General features: G+C 67.7%; 25 protein-coding genes. 6 read left to right on the forward strand and 19 right to left on the reverse strand.

From position 1 onward, the window contains the following. Positions 1-3: 3 nt before the first annotated feature. The 3 genes from ABY42_RS00145 to ABY42_RS00155 all read left to right on the forward strand — a co-directional run bounded on the left by ABY42_RS00145 (position 4) and on the right by ABY42_RS00155 (position 2,421). Positions 4-423, forward strand: coding sequence for an NUDIX hydrolase (locus ABY42_RS00145; protein WP_004974011.1), 420 nt, complete (start codon positions 4-6; stop codon positions 421-423). Positions 424-831: 408 nt separating this feature from the next. Then, positions 832-1,917 (forward strand): sulfite exporter TauE/SafE family protein, encoded by a 1,086-nt coding sequence (locus ABY42_RS00150; RefSeq protein ID WP_008090981.1) that lies wholly within the window; start codon positions 832-834, stop codon positions 1,915-1,917. A gap of 63 nt (positions 1,918-1,980) precedes the next feature. After that, positions 1,981-2,421 (forward strand): universal stress protein, encoded by a 441-nt coding sequence (locus tag ABY42_RS00155; protein ID WP_050458414.1) that lies wholly within the window; start codon positions 1,981-1,983, stop codon positions 2,419-2,421. Positions 2,422-2,446: 25 nt separating this feature from the next. Here the strand turns inward: ABY42_RS00155 and ABY42_RS00160 are convergent, their stop codons facing one another. Both ABY42_RS00160 and ABY42_RS00165 read right to left on the reverse strand, forming a co-directional pair. Then, positions 2,447-2,941, reverse strand: coding sequence for an acyl-CoA thioesterase (locus tag ABY42_RS00160; RefSeq protein ID WP_004974008.1), 495 nt, complete (start codon positions 2,939-2,941; stop codon positions 2,447-2,449). Between the two features lie 455 nt (positions 2,942-3,396). Next, positions 3,397-4,599, reverse strand: coding sequence for an SPFH domain-containing protein (locus ABY42_RS00165; protein ID WP_050458415.1), 1,203 nt, complete (start codon positions 4,597-4,599; stop codon positions 3,397-3,399). A 76-nt stretch (positions 4,600-4,675) separates the two neighbouring features. On the opposite strand from ABY42_RS00165, the gene ABY42_RS00170 reads away from it, so the two are divergent. Both ABY42_RS00170 and ABY42_RS00175 read left to right on the forward strand, forming a co-directional pair. Continuing rightward, on the forward strand, positions 4,676-4,870 hold the full coding sequence (locus tag ABY42_RS00170; RefSeq protein ID WP_004974006.1) for a DUF7554 family protein: 195 nt from the start codon (positions 4,676-4,678) through the stop codon (positions 4,868-4,870). Positions 4,871-4,918: 48 nt separating this feature from the next. After that, positions 4,919-5,416 carry a 2'-5' RNA ligase family protein gene (locus tag ABY42_RS00175; protein ID WP_004974005.1) on the forward strand — a complete coding sequence of 166 codons (498 nt, stop codon included), beginning with the start codon at positions 4,919-4,921 and terminating at the stop codon, positions 5,414-5,416. A 93-nt stretch (positions 5,417-5,509) separates the two neighbouring features. Here the strand turns inward: ABY42_RS00175 and ABY42_RS00180 are convergent, their stop codons facing one another. Both ABY42_RS00180 and ABY42_RS00185 read right to left on the reverse strand, forming a co-directional pair. Then, positions 5,510-6,886: a cytochrome P450 gene (locus ABY42_RS00180; RefSeq protein WP_050458416.1), complete on the reverse strand. Its 1,377-nt coding sequence runs from the start codon at positions 6,884-6,886 to the stop codon at positions 5,510-5,512. 74 nt (positions 6,887-6,960) lie between these two features. Next, complete coding sequence (locus ABY42_RS00185; protein WP_050458417.1) at positions 6,961-9,165, reverse strand: ATP-dependent DNA helicase; 2,205 nt, start codon at positions 9,163-9,165, stop codon at positions 6,961-6,963. Positions 9,166-9,312: 147 nt separating this feature from the next. Between ABY42_RS00185 and ABY42_RS00190 the strand changes: the two genes are divergently transcribed. Next, positions 9,313-9,783 carry a hypothetical protein gene (locus tag ABY42_RS00190; RefSeq protein ID WP_050458418.1) on the forward strand — a complete coding sequence of 157 codons (471 nt, stop codon included), beginning with the start codon at positions 9,313-9,315 and terminating at the stop codon, positions 9,781-9,783. A gap of 30 nt (positions 9,784-9,813) precedes the next feature. On the opposite strand, the gene argF is transcribed toward ABY42_RS00190, so the two are convergent. From argF to ABY42_RS00265, 15 genes are all read right to left on the reverse strand, one after another. Further along, entirely contained in the window at positions 9,814-10,713 is a 900-nt protein-coding gene (argF, locus tag ABY42_RS00195; RefSeq protein WP_050458419.1) for an ornithine carbamoyltransferase, read from the reverse strand. Between the two features lie 63 nt (positions 10,714-10,776). Continuing rightward, positions 10,777-11,964 carry a [LysW]-lysine hydrolase gene (locus ABY42_RS00200; RefSeq protein ID WP_050458420.1) on the reverse strand — a complete coding sequence of 396 codons (1,188 nt, stop codon included), beginning with the start codon at positions 11,962-11,964 and terminating at the stop codon, positions 10,777-10,779. Next, positions 11,961-13,097 carry an aspartate aminotransferase family protein gene (locus ABY42_RS00205; protein WP_004974000.1) on the reverse strand — a complete coding sequence of 379 codons (1,137 nt, stop codon included), beginning with the start codon at positions 13,095-13,097 and terminating at the stop codon, positions 11,961-11,963. The genes ABY42_RS00200 and ABY42_RS00205 overlap by 4 nt, the downstream gene beginning before the upstream one ends. Then, positions 13,097-14,080, reverse strand: coding sequence for an acetylglutamate/acetylaminoadipate kinase (locus ABY42_RS00210; RefSeq protein ID WP_050458421.1), 984 nt, complete (start codon positions 14,078-14,080; stop codon positions 13,097-13,099). Before ABY42_RS00210 ends, ABY42_RS00205 begins: the two co-directional genes overlap by 1 nt. Before the next feature lie 54 nt (positions 14,081-14,134). Next, a complete protein-coding gene (argC, locus tag ABY42_RS00215; RefSeq protein ID WP_004973998.1) occupies positions 14,135-15,178 on the reverse strand; it encodes an N-acetyl-gamma-glutamyl-phosphate reductase in 1,044 nt (347 codons plus the stop codon). Continuing rightward, positions 15,175-16,050, reverse strand: a complete 876-nt coding sequence (gene lysX, locus ABY42_RS00220; protein WP_004973995.1) for a lysine biosynthesis protein LysX — start codon at positions 16,048-16,050, stop codon at positions 15,175-15,177. Before lysX ends, argC begins: the two co-directional genes overlap by 4 nt. A 1-nt stretch (position 16,051) precedes the next feature. Then, positions 16,052-16,231: a lysine biosynthesis protein LysW gene (lysW, locus tag ABY42_RS00225; RefSeq protein WP_004045057.1), complete on the reverse strand. Its 180-nt coding sequence runs from the start codon at positions 16,229-16,231 to the stop codon at positions 16,052-16,054. Positions 16,232-16,548: 317 nt separating this feature from the next. Then, positions 16,549-18,015, reverse strand: a complete 1,467-nt coding sequence (gene argH, locus ABY42_RS00230; RefSeq protein ID WP_050458422.1) for an argininosuccinate lyase — start codon at positions 18,013-18,015, stop codon at positions 16,549-16,551. Position 18,016: 1 nt separating this feature from the next. Beyond that, positions 18,017-19,234: an argininosuccinate synthase gene (locus ABY42_RS00235; RefSeq protein ID WP_004973993.1), complete on the reverse strand. Its 1,218-nt coding sequence runs from the start codon at positions 19,232-19,234 to the stop codon at positions 18,017-18,019. Between the two features lie 484 nt (positions 19,235-19,718). Next, positions 19,719-20,933, reverse strand: coding sequence for a cation:proton antiporter (locus ABY42_RS00240; RefSeq protein ID WP_050458423.1), 1,215 nt, complete (start codon positions 20,931-20,933; stop codon positions 19,719-19,721). Then, a complete protein-coding gene (locus ABY42_RS00245) occupies positions 20,933-21,418 on the reverse strand; it encodes a cation:proton antiporter regulatory subunit (protein ID WP_004973991.1) in 486 nt (161 codons plus the stop codon). Before ABY42_RS00245 ends, ABY42_RS00240 begins: the two co-directional genes overlap by 1 nt. Before the next feature lie 73 nt (positions 21,419-21,491). Further along, positions 21,492-22,094: a diacylglycerol/polyprenol kinase family protein gene (locus ABY42_RS00250; protein ID WP_050458424.1), complete on the reverse strand. Its 603-nt coding sequence runs from the start codon at positions 22,092-22,094 to the stop codon at positions 21,492-21,494. Between the two features lie 6 nt (positions 22,095-22,100). Beyond that, the gene (gene glyS / locus ABY42_RS00255; protein WP_004973989.1) at positions 22,101-23,885 is read right to left on the reverse strand and encodes a glycine--tRNA ligase; all 1,785 of its coding nucleotides are present in this window, start codon (positions 23,883-23,885) and stop codon (positions 22,101-22,103) included. Continuing rightward, the gene (locus ABY42_RS00260; RefSeq protein WP_004968794.1) at positions 23,878-24,732 is read right to left on the reverse strand and encodes a CBS domain-containing protein; all 855 of its coding nucleotides are present in this window, start codon (positions 24,730-24,732) and stop codon (positions 23,878-23,880) included. Before ABY42_RS00260 ends, glyS begins: the two co-directional genes overlap by 8 nt. A 123-nt stretch (positions 24,733-24,855) precedes the next feature. Continuing rightward, complete coding sequence (locus ABY42_RS00265; protein ID WP_004973987.1) at positions 24,856-25,446, reverse strand: DUF7529 family protein; 591 nt, start codon at positions 25,444-25,446, stop codon at positions 24,856-24,858. Between the last annotated feature and the right edge of the window lie 52 nt (positions 25,447-25,498).

Here is a 25,498-nt window from a genome sequence, read left to right on the forward strand (position 1 = left end):
GTCGTGTCCTCACCATCGACTCTGACGTTCGCGGCTGGCGGACTCCTCCGCCGCGACGACGGCCGACTCTGTCTCGTCCACCGGCCGCGCTACGACGACTGGTCGCTCCCGAAGGGGAAACTCGAACCGGGCGAGACGCTGGTCGAGACCGCCGTCAGAGAGGTCCGCGAGGAGACGAGGTGCGAGGTCGACTGCGGCCGGTTCGCCGGGCGCTACGAGTACCGCGTCCCCGACGACGCGGGGACGCGGAGCGGCCCGAAGGGCGTGTTCGTCTGGCACATGCGCGTCGCCGACGAGCGCCCGTTCGAACCCGACGGCGAGGTCGACGCGCGCCAGTGGGTCACCCCCGCCGAAGCGCTCGAACGGCTCACCTACGAGACCGAACGGGCGCTGGTCAGACGGGCGTTCGAACCCAACGACTGAGCACAGATTTTGGATAGAAACACATGTTACTGGTTTTTCGACGCGCGTCGGTGTGTGGACCGTACCCAAATTGGGGGGTCGACATCAAGACTTATTAGCCCGACCTCGCTATGCCCGTTCCACCGTGATCCGCACCTCGGCGGACGAGCCTGCAACCCACACCGTTCACCACGCCTACCCCAACGGAGGCATTACCTGAATGGTCCGCGGATTCGAGCACTCCGTGCTCGACAGTTCGGGCGACCACCGCACGCCGGTCTCCCCGGTGTGCGACGCGGTCGCATCCTCGGGAGACGGTGAACACGCGCGGGTCGGTGCCGCTGATGACTCGGCGAACGGGCTGTTTTCGGCGTGCCACTCCACGCGAGTGCACGCGAACGCTACTGCGTACTGATAACAACGAGAACCATGAGCTCTCAGTCTCTCAGTCACGTCCAGAAGTCGTTCCTGAAGTACCAACACATCCTCGTGTTCATCGCTCCCCTGCTGTTCCTCGCCTCGGTGTTCACCATGGCACCGACGCCGTCGGGTGCAGGCATGGAGTACTGGCTCCAGTACTGGTGGCTGTTCCCGGTGTTCCTCACCGGCGCGACCATCGTGAACACGGTCGGCATCAGCGGGTCGGCGCTCTTCGTCCCGTTCCTCATCTTCATCTTCCCCATCTTCGCGCACCCGCTCGACTCGTCGACGCTGGTGAAGGTGGGCCTCATCAGCGAGGCGTTCGGCCTCTCCAGTTCGGCCGTCGCCTTCATCCAGTACGGCCTCGTCGACCGGCGACTGGCGCTGACGCTCGTCGGCGGCTCGATTCCGTTCGTCGTCGGCGGCGCGCTCCTGTCGTTCGTCATCCCCGACGTGGTGTTCCACGCGCTGCTCGGAATCGCGCTGCTCGCCGCGTCCTACCTGCTGTTCAACGCCGACCTCGGCCACGACGAACCCGGCTCGTCGGACTCCGACCACGCCGCGGCCACCGACGGCGGCACCGTCTCCGCGAGCCTCCCCAACGACCCCGGTAAGCTCGGTCCCGCGGGCGTCCACACGGCCGACGACGGGACCGTCACCCGCGTCGACCGCGAGGGCGACGACTACACGTACACCCGCGGCGGCTACCTGCGCCGCTTCGCCAACTACAGCGTCGGCGGGATGTTCCAGGGCCTCGCCGGCTTCGGCGTCGGCGAACTCGGCATCATCTCGATGCTCAGCACGAAAGTGCCCGTCCGCGTCGCCATCGGTACGAACCACATCGTGGTCGCGCTGACCGCCATCCTGGCGTCGCTCGTCCACGTCTTCGGCGGCGGCATCGTCGGCGGTCACTCACTGAGCCTCGCGACGACGCCGTGGAACATGGTCGTCTTCACCGTCCCCGCGACGGTCCTCGGCGGCCAAATCGCGCCCTACGTGTCGAACGCGCTGGAGACTGACGTCATCAAGAACTTCGTCGGCGTTCTCTTCGCCGTCATCTCGATTGCGCTGTTCATGATGGCGCTGGGCATCTAACGACCCGCTCGAACCGTTTTCACCGGCACCACTTTCACAGTCCTCGATTCTGAACCCTCACCCATGTACGACCACATCCTGCTTCCGACCGACGGTAGCGACGCGACCGATGCGACCATCGAGCACGCGGCGACCCTCGCCGAAACGTACGGCGCGACGGTCCACGTCCTGTCCGTGGCCGACTCGCGCAACCGCTTCGAGTCGCCCTCGGCCGGCATCGCGCCGGACGTGTGGGAGAAGTCCGAACTCGACCGCGCGGAGTCGGCGGCCGACGCCGCCGTCGAGGCGCTCCCCGACGGCGTCGAGACCGAACGCATCGTCGAGGAGGGCGTGCCTCACTCGACTATCGTCGACTACGCCGCCGACGCCGGGGTCGACCTCGTCGTGATGGCGACCCACGGTCGAACCGGCCTCGACCACTACCTCGTCGGCTCCGTCACGGAGCGCGTCGTCCGCCAGTCGGACGCGCCGGTGTTGACCGTCCGCGCGGCGGACGAAGAATAAGCGCCGCGACCCCTCGCGGTCCGCGTTACTCGAACTCTTCTGCCAGCGCGGCGCGGTGCTCGCGGCGCTTCTGAAGCGCCGCGTCGCGCAGTTCGCGCTCCTCTTGGGAGTCGCAGACAAGGTCCGGAACCGGACTCGGCTTCTCGTCGTCGTCGAGCGCGACGAACGTGAAAAAGGAGGTGATGGTCTCGCGGCGGTCGCCCTCGCTCGGTCGCTCGGCGGTCACGTCGACCTTGATGTCCATGCTGGTGCGACCGGTGTCGAAGACGTACGCCTCGACGGTCACCACGTCGCCCACGTCGATGGGTGCGAGGAAGTCCACGTGGTCCATCGACGCCGTGACCACCTGCCGCTCGGCGAAGCGTCGCCCGGCGATGGCCCCGCAGACGTCCATCCACTCCAGAATCCGCCCCCCGAGGGCGCGACCGAGGTTGTTCGTGTCGTTGGGCATCAAAATCTCGCTCATCTCGGCGCGGGACGCCGACAGCGACCGCGTGCCGACCGACGACTGCTGTTGCATACCACACGATCTGAGACGGACGTGGTTAAATTATTCTACGTAGTGAAAAATAGAAATAAAGGCGATTAATCGCTCGGGTTGTCGATTGTCGACAAACGCCCCCTCACATTTCAACGACCTAGACAATTAATAGTGTTTATTACGTATCGAACGGTGTCTGCGCGAACCGCAGACAGGTGGTGGGACGCCGACACCCATCTCTCGTTCGCGTGCGGGGGGACGTTCCCGAGGGTTCCGACTCCCGTTCGACCGCGACGAGCGACGGGGAATCAGTCGCCGATTCCGACGCCGACGACCCGAGCGGCTCCCGTTTCACGTCCGTCCCGCGCCTCGCCGAACCGCGACGGCCGGACGACGGGGCTCGCGCCGGTCGCCCCGCAGACCGGACACGACGCTGCACCGGCCCCTCGGCGCGTCGGTGGAATCGCGACTGCTTCGCGTATTCGATTTTTCGCTCACTCGACCCGCTCAGCCTCGACGCCGCCGTCTTCGATTTCGATATCGACCGCGTCGGCGGAGATGTCCGCCGTCTCGATGCCGTCCAACTCGCCGAGTATCTCGCTGATGTCGTCGAGGCCGAGGAGTTCGCGGGTCTCCTCGTCGAACGCCTTGCTTTCGAGGCCCGCGGCCTGCTGTATATCGGAGCCGGTCAGCCCCTTCCCGTAGCGGCCGAGCAGCGACGTGAGTTCCTGCGGCAGCACGTACGTCGTCGACGGCGAGGTACCGATGTTCCCCAGCGTCTCCATGCCCTTGTCGATGATGGCGCGCTCGCCCATCGACTCCGCCGCGCGGGCCCGGAGGACCGTCGAGATGGCGTCACCCTGCGCTTCGAGAATCTGCGACTGCTTTTCCCCCTGCGCGCGGATGATGTTCGACTGCTTGTCGCCCTGCGCCTTCTCGACGGCGGAGCGACGTTCACCCTGCGCTTCGAGAATCATGGCGCGGCGGCGGCGCTCGGCGGAGGTCTGCTGTTCCATCGCGTTCTCGACGTCCTTCGAGGGCTTCACCTCGCGGACCTCGACGGATTCGACGCGGACGCCCCACTCGTCGGTCGGCTCGTCGAGTTCCCGGCGGATGCGCGCGTTGATGTGGTCGCGGCGCGCCAGCGTGTCGTCGAGTTCCATGTCGCCGAGGGCGGCCCGCAGCGTCGTCTGCGCGAGCAGCGAGACGGCCCGGCGGTAGTTGTCGACCTGCAGGAAGGCGCGCTCGGGGTCCATCACGCGGATGTAGACGACGGCGTCCGCCGTCACCGGTGAGTTGTCTTCCGTGATGGCCTCTTGGGAGGGCACGTCGAGCGTCTGGGTTCGCATGTCGAAGCGGTAGGTCTTCGAGACGAACGGCGGGACGACGTTCAGCCCCGGTTCGAGGATGCCCTTGTAGTCGCCGAACACGGTCAGCGTCCGCTTTTCGTACGCCTGCACGATTTCGACCGCGTCGTACACCGCGGCGACGGCGAGCGCGAGGACGACGTATCCCGCGAGCGTCAGCGGCGTGACGGGGAAGACGACGACGGCGATGCCGAAGACGATTACCGCGACGGCGAGGGGACCAAGCCAACGCGGGATTCGGCCGGGCTCGCTGTCGACCGGCCCCGCGCCCGACGACGAAGACGACGAGGACGCCGAGAGCTTCCCGAGTTGGTAGAACAGGCTGTCCATGGTGGAGAGTGACACCGAAGCGGAATAAAGCTACCCGGCCACCAGCTATTTGTCTGCGAACGACCCACCGCCCCGTATGCGAACGAACCGCGGCCGAATCGACGTGGAGGACCTGCTGAAAATCATCCTCCTGCTCGTCCTCGTCTGGCTCGTGCTCGAAATCATCGGCGAGGTGCTCGGGCTGTTCGGTGCGTTGCTCGGCCCGCTCCAGCCGATTCTGGGACTCGTCGTCGCGGCGCTCATCGTCCTCTGGCTGCTCGACCGAATCTGACCCCCGCTGCGACGATACGCCTTTGTGTCTCTCGCGTGAGTCACGGGCGTGTACAGTCTGAACGTCCCGGTTCCGGGGCGGGTCGCCCGCCTCGCGTCCGACCTGTTTCCGTACCTCGCCCCGTTCGACCGGGTTCGCGACCGGCACACGCTCGTCTGCAAGCGGTTCGAAGACACTGAGTTCGACCGCTTACACGAACAGTTGCGGCGCGTGCTCGCCGGTCAGCCGGCGTTCGAAGCCCGCGTGACCGACGTCCGGTTCTTCGAAGCGCCGCCGCGCGGAGCCGCGCCGGTCGTCTATCTCGCTGTCGAGAGCCCCGGCCTCGCCGACCTGCACCGCGCGCTCACTGACGAGTTCGGCGCTGTCGACGGACTGGAGGGCGACGACTACGTCCCGCACGTCACGCTCGCCCGCGGCGGCAGTCTCGCCGACGCCCGCGCGGTCGCGAGCCAGTCCATCGAGCCCGTCGAGTGGACCGTCTCGCAGCTCGACATCTACGACTCGTCGTTCCGCGAGACCGCGGCCTCGATTTCGCTTCCGGCCTGACGGGGGGATTCGACCGCGTCGCCGTCGGCGAAGCGACGACCGCCGGTGTGTCGCCCCGTCCCGCCCCCTCCCGTCCTGCCCCGTCCCGCCTCGTCAGTCGCGCGCCCGGAGCCGCATCCCCATCGGCTCTTCGGGGTGCATCGTCAGCGACCCGCGAAGCGAGAACGGCTCGTCGCGGACGTAGTCGAGTTCGTACCGCTGGGCGACGGTGCCGAGGATGAGCCGCCCCTCGAGCAGCGAGAGGTGCTTGCCGATGCAGTGGCGCGGCCCCCCGCCGAACGGGAAGTACGCGAAGCGCGGGCGGTCGCCGGCCCGCTCGGGTGCCCAGCGGTCCGGGTCGAACGAAAGCGGGTCGTCCCACCAGCGCTCCGAGCGGTGGACGACCCACTGCGGGAGCATGATGGCCGAGCCCTCCGGGACGCGGTAGCCGCCCAGACGAACGTCCACCTTCGGCTCGCGGAACATGACGTACACCGGCGGGTACAGCCGCATCGCCTCGTTCAGCACGCGTTCGGTGTACTCCAGCTTCCGAACGTCTTCGAACGTCGGCGTCCGCCCGCCGAGCACCTCGTCCAGTTCGCGGTGGAGCTTCGCCTCCGCCTCGGGGTGCTGCGAGAGCAGGTACCACGCGTACGTCAGCGTCAGCGCCGTCGTGTCGTGGCCCGCGAGGAGCATCGTCATCAGCTCGTCGCGGAGGTTCTTCTCGGTCTGCTCGCCCTCGTCGTAGGCGCGGAGCAGAATCGAAAGCAGGTCCATCGGTCGGTCGTCGCCCGTCGCGTCGGCGGGCACCGACGACGCCGGCGTCTCGCCGTACTCGGTCCCGCGGCGCTCCTCGACGATGTCCCAGACGAGCGATTCGAGTTCGGACAGCGCCTCCTTGTACTGGCGGTTCTCCCGCGTCGGGGCCCAGTCGGGCGTCAGGAACCGAAGCGGGTCGGGTTCGAACCGCGCCCCGAGCGGTTCGAGGTTCTCCTGTACCCGCCGGACGCGCTCGTCGTCGAGGTCGGTGCCGAACATGGCGTCGACGATTATCTCGACGGTCAGCCGCGCCATCTCCAGTTGCACGTCGACCACGTCGCCGTCGCCCCACGACGACAGCATCGACTCCGTCCGGTCGGTCATCATGCCGGCCATCGTCGAGATGCGCCGCACGTCGAACGCCGGCTGGGCGAGTTGGCGCTGTTTCTTCCACGTCGCGCCCTCGCTCATGAGCAGGCCGTCGCCCAGCAGGTCGCCGATGGCGCGGTCCTGGAACTGCGGCTTCCTGAACTTCGACGCCTCGCTCACGAGCACCGTCTCGACGTCCGCCGGATTCGTGAGCATGTAGGTGTCGAGCGGGCCGAGGTCGAAGTGGACCACGTCGCCGTAGGCGTCCGCGACGGCCGTCAGGAACGTAAACGGGTCGCGGGCGTACTGTCTGCTCGCGCCGAACAACGGGAGGCCCTTCGGTCCGGGAGGGGTCGCACTCATCACCCTGTGTTGGTTCGAACAGGTAAGAATCGCACGGCGGTCGCGGCCGACTTTTCGCGCCGACCGCGACCCGCTCAGGGCCGCGGCGGGTCGCCGTCGTAGGCGTCGCGGTCGTTGTAGAAGTTCAGCATCGCGAACTTGAGCTTGTTCGGCGCGATGTCGACCATCTCGGCGCGCTCTTCGACCGGGAACGACCCGCGGACGCCGTACTTGCCCATCGAGGAGCTCTCGCGGGTGTAGCGTTTGTCGGCCAGCACGCGGACGCCGAAGTCGTCGGGCGCGCGGATGACTCGCCCGAGCGCCTGTCTGGTCTTCCGAATCGTCGGAATCTCGACGGCGTAGCGCCAGCCGGCGTCCTTCTTACCGCGGTAGGCGCGGTCGTAGGCGTCCTGTACCGCCTCCAGTCGCTCGGAGAGATGCGGGTAGGGAACGCCGACGACCACGACCGTCCGGGCGTCGTCGCCGTCGAAGCTCACGCCCTCGGCGAGCGTCCCCCAAAGCGAGGTGAGAAGCACCGCGCCGTTCTTGCCGACGAACTCGCGGCGCAGCTCCTCGGCGCGGACGCCCGGTTCGTCCAAGAACAGTTCCGCGTCGACGTCCGGGTTCGCCCGCAGACGCTCGTGGTAGCGCTCCGCCTCGGCGTACGACGGGAAGAACACGAGCGTGTTGCCCGGCGTGAACGTGGCGGCGTCGGCCAGCATCCCCTCGATGGTCTCCTGCGTGCCGGGGTCGTCGCGCTCGGAAGAGAACAGCGCGGGCAGCGAGACCGAAAACGTCCGTCGGTTCTCCTCGGGGTATTCGAGGCCGTAGGCCATCGTGACGGGGTTTTTGAGCCCGAGGGTCCCCTCCGTCACGTCGAACGGGCGGAGCGTCGCCGACATCAGGATGCTCGCGTGAACTTCCTCGAACAGCTCTTTCGTGACCTCTCTCGGGATGCAGGTGTACAGCTCTGCGCGGCCGTAAATCTCGTCGGTGCCGCCGTCGCGGCGGACCGACAGCATCGGATGGCGGCCGAGTTCGCCGCCCATCTCCGTCCAGTCGGCGATGAAGTTCGCCGCCTGTAGCGTCTGGCACTCCTTGCGCGTCGTCGCCTCGCCGTTCTTGTACGCGTCTTCGTACTGCTCGTCCAACTGCTTGCCCAACTGGAGCGCGAGTTCGACTTCCACGTCGATGCCGCGGCCCTCGTAGGACTGCAGGAACTCCATCGTCAGGTCGTCTCGGCGGCCCTGATTGGCGATAGAGAGGTCGTACCAGTTCTCGTCGACCTGCTCGCGCTCGCCGAAGCCGAACGCCTCCTCGTAGCTGTCGCGAAGCGAGTCGAGGAACGTCCCGATGACGTTGCGGGCGCTCTCGGCCCGCGAGTCGTCTTCGTCTTCCAGCTCGTTCATCGCGCTCTCGAGCGTGTTCTCGGTGAGCGCGCGACTGGCGTGGTCGCGGGCCGCGCTCTCGATGTTGTGCGCCTCGTCGAACACCGTAATCACGTCGTCGGGGTCGCGGTCCAACCACCGGAAGAACTGCTCGCGTATCATCGGGTCGAGCAGGTGGTGGTAGTTGCAGACGACGAGGTCGATGCCCTCCATGCCCTCCTTGAGTAGCTCGTAGCCGCAGAGGTTCTGCTTCCCGGCGTACTCGAAAATCTCGTCGGGCGTCCGCACGTCGTCGAACAGCCACTGGAAGAACTCGTCGGTGTTCCGCGCGAGGTTGTTGTAGTAGTGCTCGCAGTAGTTGCCCTCCTTCAACTCCTCCAGCTCGTCGTCGATGCTGTCGAGTTCGTCCGTGACGGCGCTCCGCGCGTCGGCCGCGCCGGACTCGCCCTCGCGCATCCCGTCGAGGAGCGACTGCGCCTGCTCGGAGAGTTCTGCCCTGTCGGACTCCTTTTCGACGATGCTCCGGGTCGTATCGCGGAGGGTCTGACACTCCTGAAAGCCCACGTCGATGTGGCACATCGAGGACTTCCCGCGGAACACCACCGCCCGGATAGCCTCCTCTCTGGTGATGGCGCGGGCGTCCTCGACGAACTGGCGCATCTGCTGGTGGACGTTCGTCGTGATGACGACCGTCTTGTCGTGCTCGCGGGCGTACGAGAGCGCGGGCACGAGCGCGGAGATGGTCTTCCCGGTCCCGGTCGCCCCTTCGAGGAGGACGTTCCGCTCGTCGTCGAGGGCGTCGGCGATGCCGGACATCGCCGCCTCCTGATTGGGGTACGGCTCGTCGTACGGGAAGAACCGCCACGCTCCGTCCGCGTCGCCGTCGTCGGGTGCGCCGTTGGCGTGGGCCACGGGAGAATCTCGGCCGCCATCCGATTAAAAGGCTCGGAGCCCCCGACACCGCTGGACGCGGCAGGGACGGTATAATAATACCCCCGCGGTGCGGCGGCGTCGCCCGTCCGAGAGAGCGTTATTGTGCCAGACGTTGGCACGCTATTCATGGCCTCTGAAACAGCCACGACGCGACTCGAATCGACGACGACTGACTCTTGGCGCGCCGGCGTCGCCGCCGGCTCGCTCGCCGCCGTCGTCATGGGGGCGATGATGGTCGTCCAGATGCGGCCGGTCCTCGAAGTCGCCATCCCTTCGATGTACGGCCTCACGGGTGGGACCGTCGGCTTCGCAATCCACGTCGCTCACGGAGCGGTTCTCGGTGTCACGTTCGCGGGCCTTGTGAGCGCCCTTGACTTCGACCTCAGCGGCTCGCTCAGGTCGCTCGGTGCGGGCGTCGGATACGGCGTCGTCCTCTGGGCCGTCCTCGCCGTCGTCGTCATGCCCGTGTGGCTCGGTGTGGTTGGCTCTCCGGCGAACCCCCCGCTCCCGAACGTGAACGTGACGAGCCTCGTCGGGCACGTCGTCTACGGGGCCGTCATCGGGGCGTCGTACCCCGCGCTCGACGGCGTCTTCTGAGAAGAGAACCGACCGCCGCGGAGCCGATTGCTATTCTTCGAGCAGTTCGACGATGAGTCCCTTCTGGGCGTGCAGGCGGTTCTCCGCCTGGTCCCAGACGAGCGAGCGCTCGCCTTCGAGCACGTCGCCGGTAATCTCCTCGCCGCGGTGGGCCGGCAGGCAGTGCATGACCTTCGCGTCGGTGCCCGAAAGCAGGTCCTCGTTGAGTTGGAATCCCTCGAACGCCTGCAGTTTCTCGTGGCGCTGGTCCTCCTGGCCCATCGAAATCCAGACGTCGGTGTAGACCACGTCCGCGTCGGCGACGGCCTCCTCTGGGTCGGTCGTAATCGTCGGCGTCGAGCCGAGTTCGGCGGCCTTTTCGAGCACGTCGTCGTCGACGCCGTAGTCCGGCGGCGTCGCCACGGTGAGGTCGATGCCGGCCATCGCGCAGCCGAGGACGAACGACTGGCCGACGTTGTTGCCGTCGCCGACCCACGCCGCGGACACCTCGTCGAAGTCGCCGACGTGCTCGCGGATGGTGAGCAGGTCGGCGAGCGTCTGGCAGGGGTGGGCGTCGTCGGTCAGGCCGTTGATGACCGGCGCGTCGGAGTGCTCGGCGATTTCGAGCAGGTCCTCGTGGTCGAACAGGCGGACCATGATGGCGTCGCCGTAGCGACCCAGCACGCGCGCGGTGTCCGAAAGCGGCTCGCCGTGGCCGAGCTGGATGTCTTCGGGGCCGAGGAACAGCGCGTGGCCGCCCAGTTCGGTCATCCCCGTCTCGAAGGAGACACGCGTCCGGGTACTCGGCTTCTCGAAGAGCATCGCCAGCGTCGCTCGGGTGAGCTGCGTCTCGTCGTTGCCGGACTTGATGTCGGCGGCGCGGGTGAGGACGCGGTCTAACTCCGATGCGCTGATGTCGTCGATGTCGGTGAAGTGGGTGGTTTCGAGCATTGTGTCGTGTGTCGTGTCTCCGTGTCGGTTCGCCGTCTCGGTCGGTCGTCGCTGCCGCCCGCCTCAGTCGTCCGCGAGGCGCTCGCACACGTCGACGAGCACGTCGATGGCGCTGTCGAACTCGGCGAGGTCGAGGTGTTCGTTCGGGGCGTGGTCGAGGTCCGAGTCGCCGGGACCGTAGGTCGCCATCGGGCAGTCCCACGTGCCGGCGAAGATGTTCATGTCGCTGGTCCCGGTCTTCCGGAGGAGCCGGGGCTTCACGCCGCCGACGTTGCGGATGGCCACGCGGAACGCCCGCGCCACGTCGGTCCGCGGGCTCATCATGACCGGCGGGATGGGCTTGTTCCAGTGGACGCCGCCGCGGGTGAGTTCGCCCTCCGCAACCTCGCGCACGTCGTCGATGGAGAGCCGCGGCGGGACGCGGAACTGCACGTCCACCGTCGCCTCGACCGCGAGACCGTCGTCGGTCGGGCCGCCGTCGAACGTCACGGGCTTGGTCGTCACCGTGTCGAAGACGCCGTCGCGCTCCTCGTCGAAGAAGTCGGCCACGCGGGACCACCACGCGACCGCGGACTGGATGGCGTTCTCCTCGGGGCGCGAGGAGTGGCCGAGTTCGCTCGTCGCGATGTACGTTCCCGAGAGGAACCCGCGGTAGCCGAGCGTGACGCCGTCCCAGCCCGAGGGCTCGCCGTTGACGACCGCGTCGGGCTCCTCGCGGTCCTCCACGAGGTGCCACGCGCCGCGCGAGGAGGTCTCCTCGCCGACGACGCCGACGAACGAGACGCCCGTCTCGACGGCCGCCGCGGCCATCGAACAGAGCGGCCCCGTCGCGTCGACGCTGCCGCGACCCCAGAGGACGCCGTCTTCTATCTTCACCGGCACGTCGCCAGGGACGGTGTCGATGTGGGAGGTGAGGAGCACCGCGTCGTCGGCCGGCACGCGGACGTTGCCGACCTCGTCTATCCAGACCTCGCGGTCGTGCGCCTCGAAGAACGCCTTCAGGACCTCGGCGGCCGCCTCCTCGTCCCCCGACACCGAGGGCGTCGAGACCATGTCGTAGAGGAGGTGGCGCGCGTCGACCCACTCGCCCTCGTCGAGGGCGTCGGTGTCGGCGTCCGCGTCGGGGGTCACGCCGGCATCGACCTCGGCGTCGGGCGTCGTCTCCGACTGCGACTGCGACTCAGCCACTGACTCCGTCTCGGTCTCCGCTTCCGCCTCGCCGCCGTCCTCGCGGTCGATTTCGGCGTTCATGATAACACGTTCGTCATGGCGTCGACCGCGCGGTCGGCGTGTTCCTCTTCGATGACGAGCGGCGGCAGGAACCGGACGACCGTCCGGCCCGCGGGGAGCGCGAGCAACTGCTCGGACAGCGCGAGGTGCTTCAGCGTGCGGTTCGCGCCGCGCTTGACCTCGACGCCGACCATGAGGCCGTCGCCGCGGACCTCGCGGACCGGCAGGTCGTGTTCCTCGACGGCGGCTTCGAGCTCCGTCGTGAGGTAGTCGCCCACCGCGGCCGCGTGGCCGGGCAGGTCCTCTTCGACGATGGTGTCGAGGGTGGCGTTCGCCGCCGCGCAGACCACGGGACCGCCGGAGAACGTCGAGCCGTGGGAGGCCGCGCCGTCCGCGATCCAGTCGGCACAGAGCGTCGCGCCGAGCGGCAGTCCGTTGGCGATGCCCTTCGCACTCGTCAGGATGTCGGGGACGACGCCGGCGTTCTCGCAGGCCCACAGCGACCCGGTGCGACCGATACCGGTCTGAATCTCGTCGAAGACGAGCGCCGCGCCGGCGTCGTCGGTCAGGTCGCGGGCGGTCTGGAGGTACTCCGCCGCGGCGGGGTTGATGCCGCCTTCACCCTGAATCGGCTCTAAGAAGACCGCGGCCGTCTCGTCGTCGATGGCCTCGGCGAGCTCCTCCTCGTCGCCGTAGCTGACGAATTCGACGCCGCCGGCGACCGGCTCGTAGGGCTTCTTGTACTTCTGCTTCCACGTGAGCGCGAGGCTCCCGAGGGTGCGGCCGTGGAAGGCGCGCTTCGTGGCGATAATCTTCTGGCGGCCGGTCGCCGAGCGGGCGAACTTCATCGCCGCCTCGTTGGCCTCGGTGCCGGAGTTACAGAGCCAGACGTTCGAGATGTCGCCGGGCGCGAGCGTCGCCAGCTTCTCGTAGAGTTCGGTGCGGACCTCGACGGGATACGACGCCTGCACATAGGTCAGCTTCGCGGCCTGCTCCTGTATCGCGGAGGTGACCGCGGGGTGGGAGTGGCCGAGCGCCGCGACGGCGTAGCTCGCGCCGAAGTCGAGGTACTCGGTGCCGTCGTCCGAGTAGAGGTACGGCCCCTCGCCGGACTCGATGGCGATGGGCTTCTCGTTGAAGACGAATCCAGACATTACTGCTCAGCCTCCTCGGTTTCGACCAGCGCACCGGGCGTCACGTGCGTGCCGCCGCCGTTGAGCGCCGTCACGATGGGGTCGTTCAGGTTCGCGTCGGAGACGATGACCTCGGCGGCCCCGCCGTCGAGCGCCTCCTTCGCGGCCATGACCTTCTTCGTCATGAACCCCTCGGCGGCCGATTCGAGCGCCGAGAACTCCTCGGGCGTGTCGGCCGTCTCGATGAGCGTGGACTCGTCGTCGGGGTCGGCGTAGACGCCCTTCACGTCGGTGAGGACGACGAGCTTCGCGCCGAGCGCGCCCGCGACCGCGGCGGCGGCGCGGTCGGCGTCGGCGTTGACCGGCACGCCGTCGTCGGCGAGCATCGGAACGGTCACGACGGGCGTGTAGCCGCCGTCGAGGAGCGTTTCGAGGAGCGTCGCGTTCACCGAGGTAATCTTCCCGGAGTGGTCGCCGCGCTTGATCTTCTTCTTGCCGTCTTCGATAACGCGGACGGCCGACTTGCGCGGGCCGGTCAGCAGGCCACCGTCGACGCCAGAGAGGCCGAGCGCGTCGACGCCCGCCTCGCGGAACAGCGCCGTCAGGTCCGTGTTGAGCTTGCCGGGCATCACCATCGAGAAGACCTCCATGGTGCGCTCGTCGGTGAAGCGGCCGGAGACGCCCGAGGGCGACTCGACGTACGTCGGCTCCTCGCCGAGTTCTTCGAGCGTCTCGTCGACGGCGGTCGAGCCGCCGTGGACGACGACAACGTCGGTGCCGTTGGCGACGAGGTGGGCGACGTCGGAGACGGCTCCCTGCGGGTCGACGGCCTTCGCGCCGCCGATTTTGACGACGACCGGCGGCTCCTTGCCGCCGTCAGCACGGAGCGCTGACGAGGTACCGGAATCTCCGATTCCGATACCGCCGTCGGCGATGAGGTTGTCTTCGTTGTCGACGAGCTGTTCGTGTGCCGCGAGCAGTTCCTCGCGTGTGTATCCTGTCATAGTCGAAATGGTGCGTAAATCGTGGGTCGGGGCGAGCGTTCGGGGGCGGTGCGGTCAGGGCGAGCCGATGGGGTGGAAGCCGGTGAAGTCGAGTCCGGCGGTCTCCTCCAGCCCGAGCGCGATGTTGGCGGCGTGGACCGCCTGCCCCGCGGAGCCTTTCATCATGTTGTCGATGGCCGAGAAGACGACGAGTCGTCGGTTTCCGGGGTCGATTTCGAAGCCGACCTCGCCGAAGTTCGTCCCGGCGACCGACTTGGGTTCCGGGTAGCGGTAGACGCCGCCGCCGCCGGCGACGGTGCGCATGAAGGGTTCGTCGCCGTAGGAGCCGCGGAACGCTTTCCACATGTCGCCCTTCGAGACGGGGCCGTCGGGGAAGACGTGACAGGTCGCCGCCGCGCCGCGGACCATGTCGACCGCGTGGACGGTAAACGAGACCGAGAGGCCGAGGTACTCCTCGATTTCGGCCTCGTGGCGGTGGCCGGTCGGCGCGTAGGGGCGGACGATGCCCGAGCGCTCGGCGTGCGACGACGCCTTGCTCGCGCCCGCGCCGCCCTCCGACGAGCCGACTTTCACGTCCACGACGACCTGCTCGTCGCCGGAGAGGATGCCGGCGTCGAAAAGCGGCTTGAGGCCGAGAATCGTCGCGGTCGCGTTACAGCCGCCCGCGGCGATGAGGTCCGCGCCGGGGAGGTTCTCGCGGTTCAGTTCGGGGAGCGCGTACTCCGACTGTTCGAGGTATTCGGGGCAGACGTGGCCGTCGTACCACTCGTCGTACTGCGCCGCCTCGGAGAGACGGAAGTCCGCAGAGAGGTCGACGACGGTGTCCGCCGCGTCCTGAAAGGCGTCGATGTGCTCCATCGAGACGCCGTGGGGCGTCGCCGTGAACAGCACGTCGACTGATTCGAGGTCCTCCGGCGAGGTGAAACGGAGGTCGAGGTGACGAAGGTTCGGGTGGACGTGTCCGACGGTCTTGCGCTCGTAGGAGCGGCTCGTCGCCTGTTCGACGTCGAAGTTCGGGTGGCCGTCGAGCAGGCGGAGCAGTTCGCCGCCGGTGAAGCCGGAGCCGCCGACGACGCCCGCGGTGAGCTGTTCGCTCACGCCGAGACCTCCGCCAGCGACTGCTCGCCGTCGACCTTCGCTTCGAGCCAGTCGACGACCGTCGCGGGAACGTCCGTCTCGACGGCGTCGTTGAGCGCCTTGAACTCGACGGTGTGGTTGACTTCGTGGACGGTGTAGTCGTCTCCCGTCTCCATGAGGTCGACGCCGAGGAGGCCGCCGCCGACCGCGTCGGACGCCTGCTTGACGAGTTCCTTCGCGCGGTCGTCGAGTTCGAACTCGTCGACGCTCGCGCCCTTCGCGGCGTTCGTGAGCCAGTGGTCCGACGAGCGGACCATCGCGGCCACGGGTTCGCCGTCGGTGGCGAGCACGCGGATGTCGCGGCCCGGCTTCTCGACGAACTCCTGGATGTAGAACACCTTGTGCTCGTAGTTGCCGAGCGTCGACTTGTGTTCGAGGATGGCCTCGGCGGCCGACTCGGAGTCGATTTTCGCCATCAGGCGACCCCACGAGCCGACGACCGGCTTGAGGACGCAGGGGTAGCCGAACTCCTCGACGATTTCCATCGCCGAGTCGACCGTGAAGGCCACTTTCGTGTTCGGCGTGGGGACGCCCGCGTCCGCGAGCGCGAGGCTGTTTTTCGCCTTGTCGGCGCAGACGTCGGCGGTCTCGTGGGAGTTGACGACCGGGATTCCGTACGACTGCAGGAAGCGCGTGATGTAGATGCTCCTGCTCGTCGCCAGACAGCGGTCGACCACCACGTCGAGTCCGTCGAACGATTCCGGCGGCTCCGTGAGGTCGAACTGCTCTTTCCGAACGTCTATCTTCGTCACCTCGTGGCCGCGGTCGCGAAGCTCGTTGAGCAGGAGCTTCTCGTCGCGGCGAATCCGGGAATAGAGCAGTCCAACGTGCAATTTACTCTCCCCAGTCCTCTTCGAGTTCGGGCGCTTCTTCGAGTGTCACGGGGTCGAGGGAGACGACCTCAAGCTCTGCGCCCGTGGCGGGGCTGTCGATGATTTCGCCGACTTCGACGTCGGCAGGCAGCTCGATTTCCTCTCCACTCAGCGGGTCTTCCGCGGTGATGGTGTCGCTCATTACATCCGTGGCTGGTCGACGGACGGTATTAAAGCCGTCGAAAATTACACGACGAAAATAAACGCAAAGAAGTCTCTAACGGGTGTTATCTGTCGAATCGGCCGACAATACGGGTCGGCCGAACGACGCGTCGAGCTTGGGTGCCACGCTCACTCGACGCCGGAGACGGGACCGGTCGTCGGACCGGTCGACCCGTCCCCCGCGTCGGGCGTGGTCGTCGTCGGGGTTCCGGTCGGGGTCGTCGGAGCCCCGCCGGTCGTCGCGGCGCGGTCGCTCGCGGTCGTCGGAGCAGACCGGCGGGCGTCGCGTCCGTGAACTCAGACATAGCTCGAAACCTCCTCTTCGAGACCCTCGGCCGCCGCGGCGAGCGAGTCGCGCGCGTCGGCGACGGCGGCGGCGTCGTCCGAGAGCTCGTCGCGGGCCGTCGAGAGCGTCGCCTCCACGGCGGCGGGCGCGGGCCCGCCGACCGAATCGCGACTCGCCACGCTCTCGGTCGGGTCGAGCGCGGCTTCGACGGCCTCGGCTGTCACGTGCGTAAAGAGTGACTCACCTAATACGTCCGTAGCGACGGCGTCAAGTGTTGCCACGTCGGGCGTTCCCTCCGAGCGGGCGGCCGCCTCCGCGACGACCTCGTGGGCCGTGCGGAACGGCAGGCCGGCCATCGCCAGCAGGTCCGCCACGCCGGTCGCGGTCGAAAAGCCGTCGCCCGCGGCCGCGGCGAGTTCGTCCTCGGGCCACGTCGCGGACCCGACCGCGCCGGCGGCCACCGCGGCCGCCTCGGCCACGTCGTCGACGGTGCGGAACGCGTGTTTGTGGGCGCGCTGCAGGTCGCGGTTGTACGCGCGCGGCAGTCCCTTCAGCGTCGTCAGGAGGCCGGTGAGTTCCCCGACGGCGTCGCCCGCGACGGCGCGGACGAGTTCCATCGTGTCGGGGTTCTTCTTCTGCGGCATGATAGAGGAGGTCGACGAGTAGTCGTCCGACAGCTCGACGAGGCCCTTGTTCGAGAATATCACGAGGTCCTCGGCGAGGCCGGAGAGCGTGACCGCGTGGGTCGTGAGCGCCGACAGCGTCTCCGCGAGGAAGTCGCGGGTCGCCGAAGCGTCCATCGAGTTCTCCATCACGCGGTCGAAGCCGAGCAGGTCGGACACGAGTTCGCGGTTCACGTCGAAGGGCGTGCCCGCGAACGCCGCCGACCCGAGCGGCGACTGGTTGATGCGCTCGTACGCGCACATGAGGCGGGCGCAGTCGCGGGCGACCGCCCGTTCGTACGAGAGGAGGAAGTGCGCGACCGTCGTCGGCTGCGCGGGCTGGAGATGGGTGTAGCCGGGCATCACCGTCTCGGTGTGTGCCGCGGCCGTCTCGAGTAACGACTCGCGCAGGGCGAGCGACGCGTCGAGGGCCGAAAGCACGTCCTCGCGCAGGCGGTAGCGGATGCAGGTCGCCACCTCGTCGTTGCGCGAGCGGGCGGTGTGCATCTTCCCGCCGTCGGGGCCGACGATGTCGATGACGGCGGCCTCGATGGCCTCGTGGACGTCTTCGCCGCCCGAAAGCGCGTCGTGGCCCGCGGCCTCGACCTCGTCCAGCGCGGCGAGAATCTCGCTCGCGACCTCGGACTCGATGATGTCCTGCGACGCGAGCATCACGACGTGCGCCCGGTCGACGGCGAGGTCGGCCTCGAAGATGCGTTCGTCGGCCGCGAGGCTCGACATGAACCCGCGGGCGGGGCCGCCGCTGAAGCGGTCCCGGCGGATGACGCCCTCGGAGTCGCCGTCCTCGCCTGCCATCTTACTCGTCGCTACCGCCGTCTGCGGCCAGTTCGGGCTTTTCCTTCTTCGCGTTCTGGTTGGCGAGGCGCGCCTGGAAGCCGTGGTACTTGGCGACGCCCGTCGCGTCGGCCTGTTCGATGCCGTCGACCGTCTCCGTGTTGAAGGAGGCGGCGGACTCGGAGTACGCGGCGTACTCGGATTTGCGACCGACCGGGCGGGCCTGCCCGCCCTCGAACTTGATGGTCACGGTGCCCGTGACGCGCTCTTGGGTCTTCTCGAGGAAGGCGTTCAGCGCGCCCACGAGCGGGGCGTCGATGAGGCCCTCGTAGGCCTTCTGGGACCACTCGTTGTCCACGGTGGCCTTGAAGTCGCGTTCCTCCTTCGTGAGGACGAGCCCTTCGAGCGCCTCGTGGGCGTTCAGGAGCGTCGTCGCGGCCGGGTGCTCGTAGTTCTCGCGCACCTTGAGGCCGAGCATGCGGTCTTCCATCATGTCGGTGCGGCCGACGCCGTGCTTGCCGGCCTTCTCGTTGAGGAACGAGATGAGTTCGAGGGGTTCCATCTCCTCGTCGTCGACGGCGACCGGGTAGCCGTCTTCGAACGCGATTTCGATGAGTTCCGTCTCGCCGGACGGCTGGTCGGTCCACTCGTAGATGTCCTCCGGCGGGACGTAGCCGGGGTCTTCGAGGTTGCCGCCCTCGATGGAACGGCTCCAGAGGTTCGTGTCGATGGACCAGACGCCCTCGTTGCCGCCCTGCACCGGAAGGTCCTTCTCGGCGGCGTACTCGATTTCCCACTCGCGGGTCATGCCCATCTCGCGGACGGGTGCGATGACTTCGAGGTCGGAGGCGCGCCAGACCGCTTCGAAGCGAAGCTGGTCGTTGCCCTTGCCCGTACAGCCGTGGGCGATACCGTCACAGTCCTTCTCTTCGGCGAGTCCGAGGATGGCCTTGGCGATGACCGGGCGCGCGAGCGCGGTGCCGAGCGGATAGCCCTGATAGTCCGCGTTGGCGCACACCGAGTCGAGACAGAGCTGTGCGAACTCCTGTTTCGCGTCGACGACGTAGTGTTCCAGTCCGAGGGCCTCGGCCGTCTCGTAGGCCTCCTCGAACTCCTCTTCCGGCTGGCCGACGTCGACGGTGACGCCGACGACTTCGTCGTATCCGTACTCCTCTTCGAGAATCGGGACGCAGACTGTTGTGTCGAGTCCGCCCGAGAACGCGAGTGCGACTTTCTTCATGTACTCGTCTGTGGCGGGGACATACAGATAAATTCTTTGCATTCAATTTCTGAAATTAAGTGGTAGAGATGCCTATAGGCACGAAAATAGGTGATTAGCGATTTCGACGTGTCCCGAAGGAGATGATGATTGTGGCCCTAAAGGGCCCGTCGTCGGGGTCGGACAGCCGCGGCTCGCAGCGGGGCAAAAGTGGCGAAGGTGCTGCGAGTCGCCATGGTTGCGAAACGCTACGACGTCTTCCCTATTAAACGCTTCCGGCGACGCAAACGTTTCCTCAGTCGAGCAACTCCCCGGCGAGTTCGACCAGTAGTTCGTTGTCGACGAGCGCGACCACGAGCGCGATAATCGCGAGCACGACGACTGCGATGATGAGCCACTCGATAAGGGTCATAGCACCCGCAACGTGACGACTCCTCGGATAAGTGTTCTGTGGCCGTTCGGGTCGGTCGGCGTCGACGGGTCGAAAACGCCGCGCCGGGGCGAGTCAGGCGCTCTCGGTCGAGGCATCTCCGTCCGCCGCGCCGCCGCGGAACACGAGTCGCTCCACGAGGTCCGACCGCTGCATCAGCACCGTTCCGAGCGCGCTCATGACGAAGACGTAGCCGACCGCGAACGCCGGGATGATTTCGCGCATCACCGGCGTCGTCCCCGCGGCGGCCAGCGCCGCGATGACGAGCGAGAACTCGCCGCGCGGCACCAACCCGACGCCGACCCGGAGCGACCGGTGCGCCGAGAGGTCGTACGCCCGACCGCCGAAATAGCCCGAGAGAATCTTCGACGGCGTCGACACGACGACCGCGATGGCGAGCGGGACGGCCGCCGCCGCCAACAGCGTCGGGTCGGTACCGAGGCCGATCCAGAAGAAGAACACCGCGGCGAACACGTCGCGGACCGAGACGAGCAGGTGTTCGAGTCGCTCCCGGTGGCCGCTCGTCGAAAAGCCCATCCCGACGAAGAACGCCGCGACGGCCTCGCTCACCCCGAGCGCGAGCGCCGCACCCGAGATGGGAACGACGACCGCGAGCGCCCGTAGGACGAACGCCTCCTCGTTCTCCACGTCGAGGACGCGGGCGAAAAGCGCCGTCCCGTACTGGACGGCCACGAACAGGAGGCCGAGGAAGCCGAAGGCGATGGCGAGCGAGCGACCGATGGCCGCGACGCCGCCGTCGCCGCCGAGCACGAGCGAGGTGACGACCGCGAGGTAGACCGCGATGGCGAGGTCCTCGAAGACGAGCGTGCCCAGAATCGGCTCCGACTCGGGGTCCGCGATCCATCCGAGGTCGATGAGCGTCTTCGTCACGATGGCCGACGACGAGATGTAGACGATGCCGCCGAGCAGCAGCGCCTCCACCGGCGACCACCCGAGGACGAGACCGATGGCGATGCCGATTGGCAGGTTCACCGCGAGGTCGATGACGCCCGCGCGGCCGATTTTCGCCCCCGACGACCGGAGTCGGTCGAGGCTGAACTCCAACCCGAGGAAAAACAGGAGGAGGACGATACCGAGCTCCGCCAGAATCGCCACCACCTCGCCGTTCGGGACGTACGGGAGGCCGAACCGCCCGGCGACGTACGGCCCGGCGACGACGCCGCCGACGACGTAGAGGGGAATCACCGACAGACCGAGGCGGAGCGCGACCGCTCCGACGACCGCGAGGACTGCGAACAGGTAGCCGAATTCGAGCAGCGCCGCCGCCATCAGGTCCCTTTGACGAGCGCTGTGAAGTCGCGGCAGGCCGCCTTCGGACCGATGACGACCAGCGTGTCGCCGGCTTCGACCATCGCGTCGCCGCCGGGCGACGTGATGACCTCGTCGCCGCGCTCGATGGCGATGACGGACGCGCCGGTCGCCTGCCGGAGGTCGGACTCGCCGAGGGTCTTGCCCGCTACCTCGGAACCGGCACCGACTTCCACCCACTCGATGAGCGTGTCCCCGCCGAGAAGCGTCTCGATGTTCTCCGTCTGGACCGGCTGGAAGTACGCGCCTTCGAGGAGCGTCCCCACCTGCCGGGCGAGTTTGTCGGTGAGCTCGAACAGCTTCTCGGAGTCGCTGTCGGCGTTCGGACGCCGGAACACCTCCCGTTTGCCGGTGTTGTGCGTCACGATGACGAGTCGGGAGCCGTCGCCGAGTTCTACCTCGTGTTTCTTCCCGACGCCCGGAAGGTCGCTCTCGTAGACAGTCATGACTGTCCGGTTCGTCGCCGACCGAAATAAAATCGCATCACGGACCGACGCCCGAACGCCGACCGCGTTCCGCTCAGGCGAGCAGCCAGAGCGTCACCGCGATGGCGGTACAGGCGACCGGCGGAATCGAGAGGTTGTCGTCGATGACGTAGCCGGCGACGACCGGCTTCGCGCCGTCGGCCAGCGTCGCCCCGGCGGCTCCGACGGCCGCGGCGACCCCGCCGACGACGAGTCCCGAGACGGGAATCACGAACGGGGCGGCGAGGACGAAACAGACCGCGAACATCGCCGCGAGCGTCCGCGCCGACTTCAGTTCGCCGACCGGGGCGGAGCCGAGGAGGCCGCTTATCGGGTCGCCGATGGTGAGCATGAGCATCCCCGGAATGGCGACGTGGGGGCCGAACACCAGCGCGACGGCGGTCTGGCTGTAGACGTACAGCGCGTAGCCGGCGACGTTGTCCTGTTCGTACTCGCGGGTGAGGTCGTCGTAGATGGCCCAGTCGAGGCCGCCGAACAGCCGGAGCAGTTCGAGGACGCTGACGACCGCCGCGAGGAAGACGAACAGATACCCGAGGGTACGCCACTCGACCAGCCCGAGGAGGTACAAAAGCGGCATCCCCGAGCCGCTCGCGTGGACCAGTCGCCGTTTCACCTCGGCGGTGTTCGGTCGCCCCACGGCGGGTTACGCCTCGACGACCTCGTTCTCGTCGAGCACGTCGTCGAACGAGGCGGTGCCGGCGCGCAGGCCGACGAGCGTTCCGACGAGGTCGTCGACGGGCAGTCGGACTTGCTTTCCGCTGTCGCGCTCGCGGATGGTGACGGTGTTCGCGCCGTCGCCTTCGAGCCCGTCGCGGTCGATGGTGATGCAGAACGGCGTGCCCACCTCGTCCTGTCGGCGGTAGCGCCGACCGATGCTCCCCGAGTCGTCGTAGACGACCGCGAAGCCGGCCGCGCGGAGTTCGGCGGCCACGTCGTCGGCGAGGTCGACCAGTTCGTCGACGTTGCTCACGAGCGGGAAGACGCCGACGTTCGTCGGCGCGACCGAGGGCGAAAGCGAGAGGTAGCTCCGCGCCTCGCCGTCGACCTCGTCGGTCTCGTACGCGTGCGCGAGGAGCGTGTACACCGTGCGGTCGATACCGAACGAGGGCTCGACCACGTGGGGCGTGATGTGCTCGCCCGCCTCGGTCTGCGTCTCGACCGAGAAGTTCGCCACGTCGGTGTCGACGGTGATGTCCTCGCCGTCGATGTCGAGGGTCACCTCGTCGGCGTCGAAGGCGTCGGGGTCGCGCTCGGCGAGCGTCTCCAGCGCCTCGGCCACGTCGGCGGCCTGCGCGCCGAACTCGGGGCCGAGCGTCGCCATGTCGGGGTCGACGACGGCGCGCTCGACCGTCTTCGGCTCGTCGTACTGCTGGAAGACGGTGAAGTCGTCGTCGCCGTACTCGCCGTGCTTCGAGAGGTCGTAGTCGCTGCGGTACGAGAAGCCCGCGATTTCTATCCAGTCGCCGTCGACCTCGCTCTCGGCGTCCCAGCAGTCCGAGGAGTAGTGGGCGCGCTCGCCCGCGAGGTGCTGGCGGAAGCGGAAGCGGTCCATGTCGACGCCGACCGTCTCGTACCACTCCTGGGCGATGCCGAGGAAGTAGCCGAGCCACGCGTTGCCGATGACGCCGTCCTCGACGGCCTCGCCGATGGTCGTCTCGACGTAGTCGCCGTCGTCGGCCTCCTGCTCGGTCGCGGGGTACAGGAGCACCTCCACGTCCTCGACCGCGGAGAGGTCGGCCTCGTCGCGCTCGGGGTCGATGAAGTGCTCCAGTTCGGCCTGCGTGAACTCGCGGGTGCGGACGATGCTCTTCCGCGGCGAAATCTCGTTACGGTAGGCGCGGCCGACCTGCGTCACGCCGAACGGGAGGCTGTTGCGCGCGTACTCCTTGATGCGCGGGAACTCCACGAAGATGCCCTGCGCCGTCTCGGGGCGGAGGTAGCCCGGCGTCGAGGAGCCGGGGCCGATGTTCGTCTCGAACATGAGGTTGAAGTCCTCGACCGACTGGCCGGCGAGGTCCGCGCCGCAGGTCGGACAGACGAGGCCGAGGTCGGCGATTTTCTCCGCCGCCTCCTCGGGCGACAGCGTCTCCGCGTCCTCCAGTTCGGAGTTGTCCTCGATGAGGTGGTCCGCGCGGTGGGACTCGCCGCACTCGGCGCACTCGACGAGCATGTCGTCGAAGCCGTCGAGGTGGCCCGACGCCTCGAAGACGGGTTCGGGCATGATGGTCGGCGCTTCGATTTCGAGGTTACCCTCCTGGACGGCGAAGCGCTCGCGCCACGCCTCTTCGACGTTGGACTTCAGGGCCGCGCCCTGCGGGCCGTAGGTGTAGAACCCGCCGACGCCGCCGTAGGCCTCCGAGGAGCCGAAGAAGAAGCCTCGGCGCTTCGCGAGTTCGGTGAGCGCGGCGGACTCGTCGCCCTCACTCATACAGCGCCTCCAGCAGGTTGATGTCGCGGACGATGCCGATGAGTTCGTCGCCGGAGACGAGCGGAATCTGCTCGATGTCCTCGCGAATCATCGTCTGGGCGGCGTCCTTGGCGGTGGCGCGCGTCGGGACGCTCACGAGGTCGTCGGTCATGAACTTCGAGACCGGCTCGGCCGGAATCTCGACGTTCCGGGTCGGGATGTAACGGTTGCCGACCGCCTTGATTCCCTCCCACATCCACTCGTCGTCTTGGTTGGCGACCGAGTCGCCGGTGCCGGCCTCGCCTTCGACGACGCGGGCGACCTCGATGATGTCGACTTCGGTCACGATGCCGGCCAGCGAGGCCTCGTCGTCGAGGACGACCGCGTAGGGAACGTTCGCGTAGAATATCTCGCGCTCGACGATGTGCAGGGGGACGTCGACGTACGTCGTGTTCACGTCGCGGGCGGCGAGGTCGCCGACCTCGGTCTCGCCGTCGATGTCGCCGCGGGCGATGGCCCGGACCACGTCGGTGACGGTGAGGATGCCCTCGATGGCGTCGCCGTCGACGACGGGGATTCGGCGCGCGCCCTCCGATACCATCGTCGCGGCCACCGCTTCGAGGTCGTCGTCGGCGCTCGCGGTCGGCACCTCGCGGACGAGCACCGCCAGCTGGTCCTCGTCGGGGTGTTCGATGAGGTCCTCCCGAGAGATGAGCCCTCGGTACTTCGTCCCCTCGTCGGTCTCTTTCACCACAGGAACAGAAGAGAACCCACGCTCTTGGAGGTATTCCAGAACGTCGTCGCGGGTGCCCGGCAGGGACACCGTCACGACCTCCTCACCGCGGGTCATCGCGTCGGCTACTTTCATACACCCGCTTTCTTCCCCCCGCCTAATGTACTCTGCGAACGCTTTCGGTTCGTTGACAGGCGTCCGCCGCCGCTCGCGGGAGCGTCGCGAGTCCTCCGAAAACGAAAGCGGGACGGCCCCGACTCAGTTGTCGTCGCTGGCGTCGCCTTCGGCCTCGTCGTCGCCGCTGTTCGGCGCGTATCGCCGAATCGCGTCGAGGTTGGGGAAGAACTTCTCGGGGTCGTCGTGCTCGACGACGCCGACGACGGTGCCGTCGAGCTTCTGCAGGTAGGTGTACATCCGCCCTTCCTCGACGGCGACGGTCGCACACTCGAGCGCCTCGCGGAGGTCCCACGCGCCCGCGAGGAAGATAGCGGTCTCGGCGTCCGGCGAGAACAGCGCCGTCACCATGTAGACGCGGCCGTCGTTCTCCGCGCGGTACACCTCGTACTCGGGGAACGACGTCGCTTCGAACAGGTCGGCGACCGTCTCGGCCTTGTCGCCGGGAATGACGTACGCGAGGCCGAACGCCCCCTCGTCGCCCTTGCCGCTGGAGGGACCGAACGGACCGCTGTCGCCCGCCGGGATGCGGACCGTCTCCCACCCGTCGGCTTCGAACTCGTCGGCCATCGCTGTCATGTCGTCGAGCGTCGCGCCCCACGCCTCGCGGCGGCGGTCCGCCTCGCTGGCGATTCGTTCGACATCGGGCGTCTCGTCGTCTCCGAGTTCGGCCATACCCGTTCTGGACGACGTATATGGTAAAAGGCATCGAAGGCCACGGGGGTCC

This window comes from Haloferax gibbonsii, assembly GCF_001190965.1.
Taxonomy (GTDB): Archaea; Halobacteriota; Halobacteria; order Halobacteriales; family Haloferacaceae; genus Haloferax; species Haloferax gibbonsii.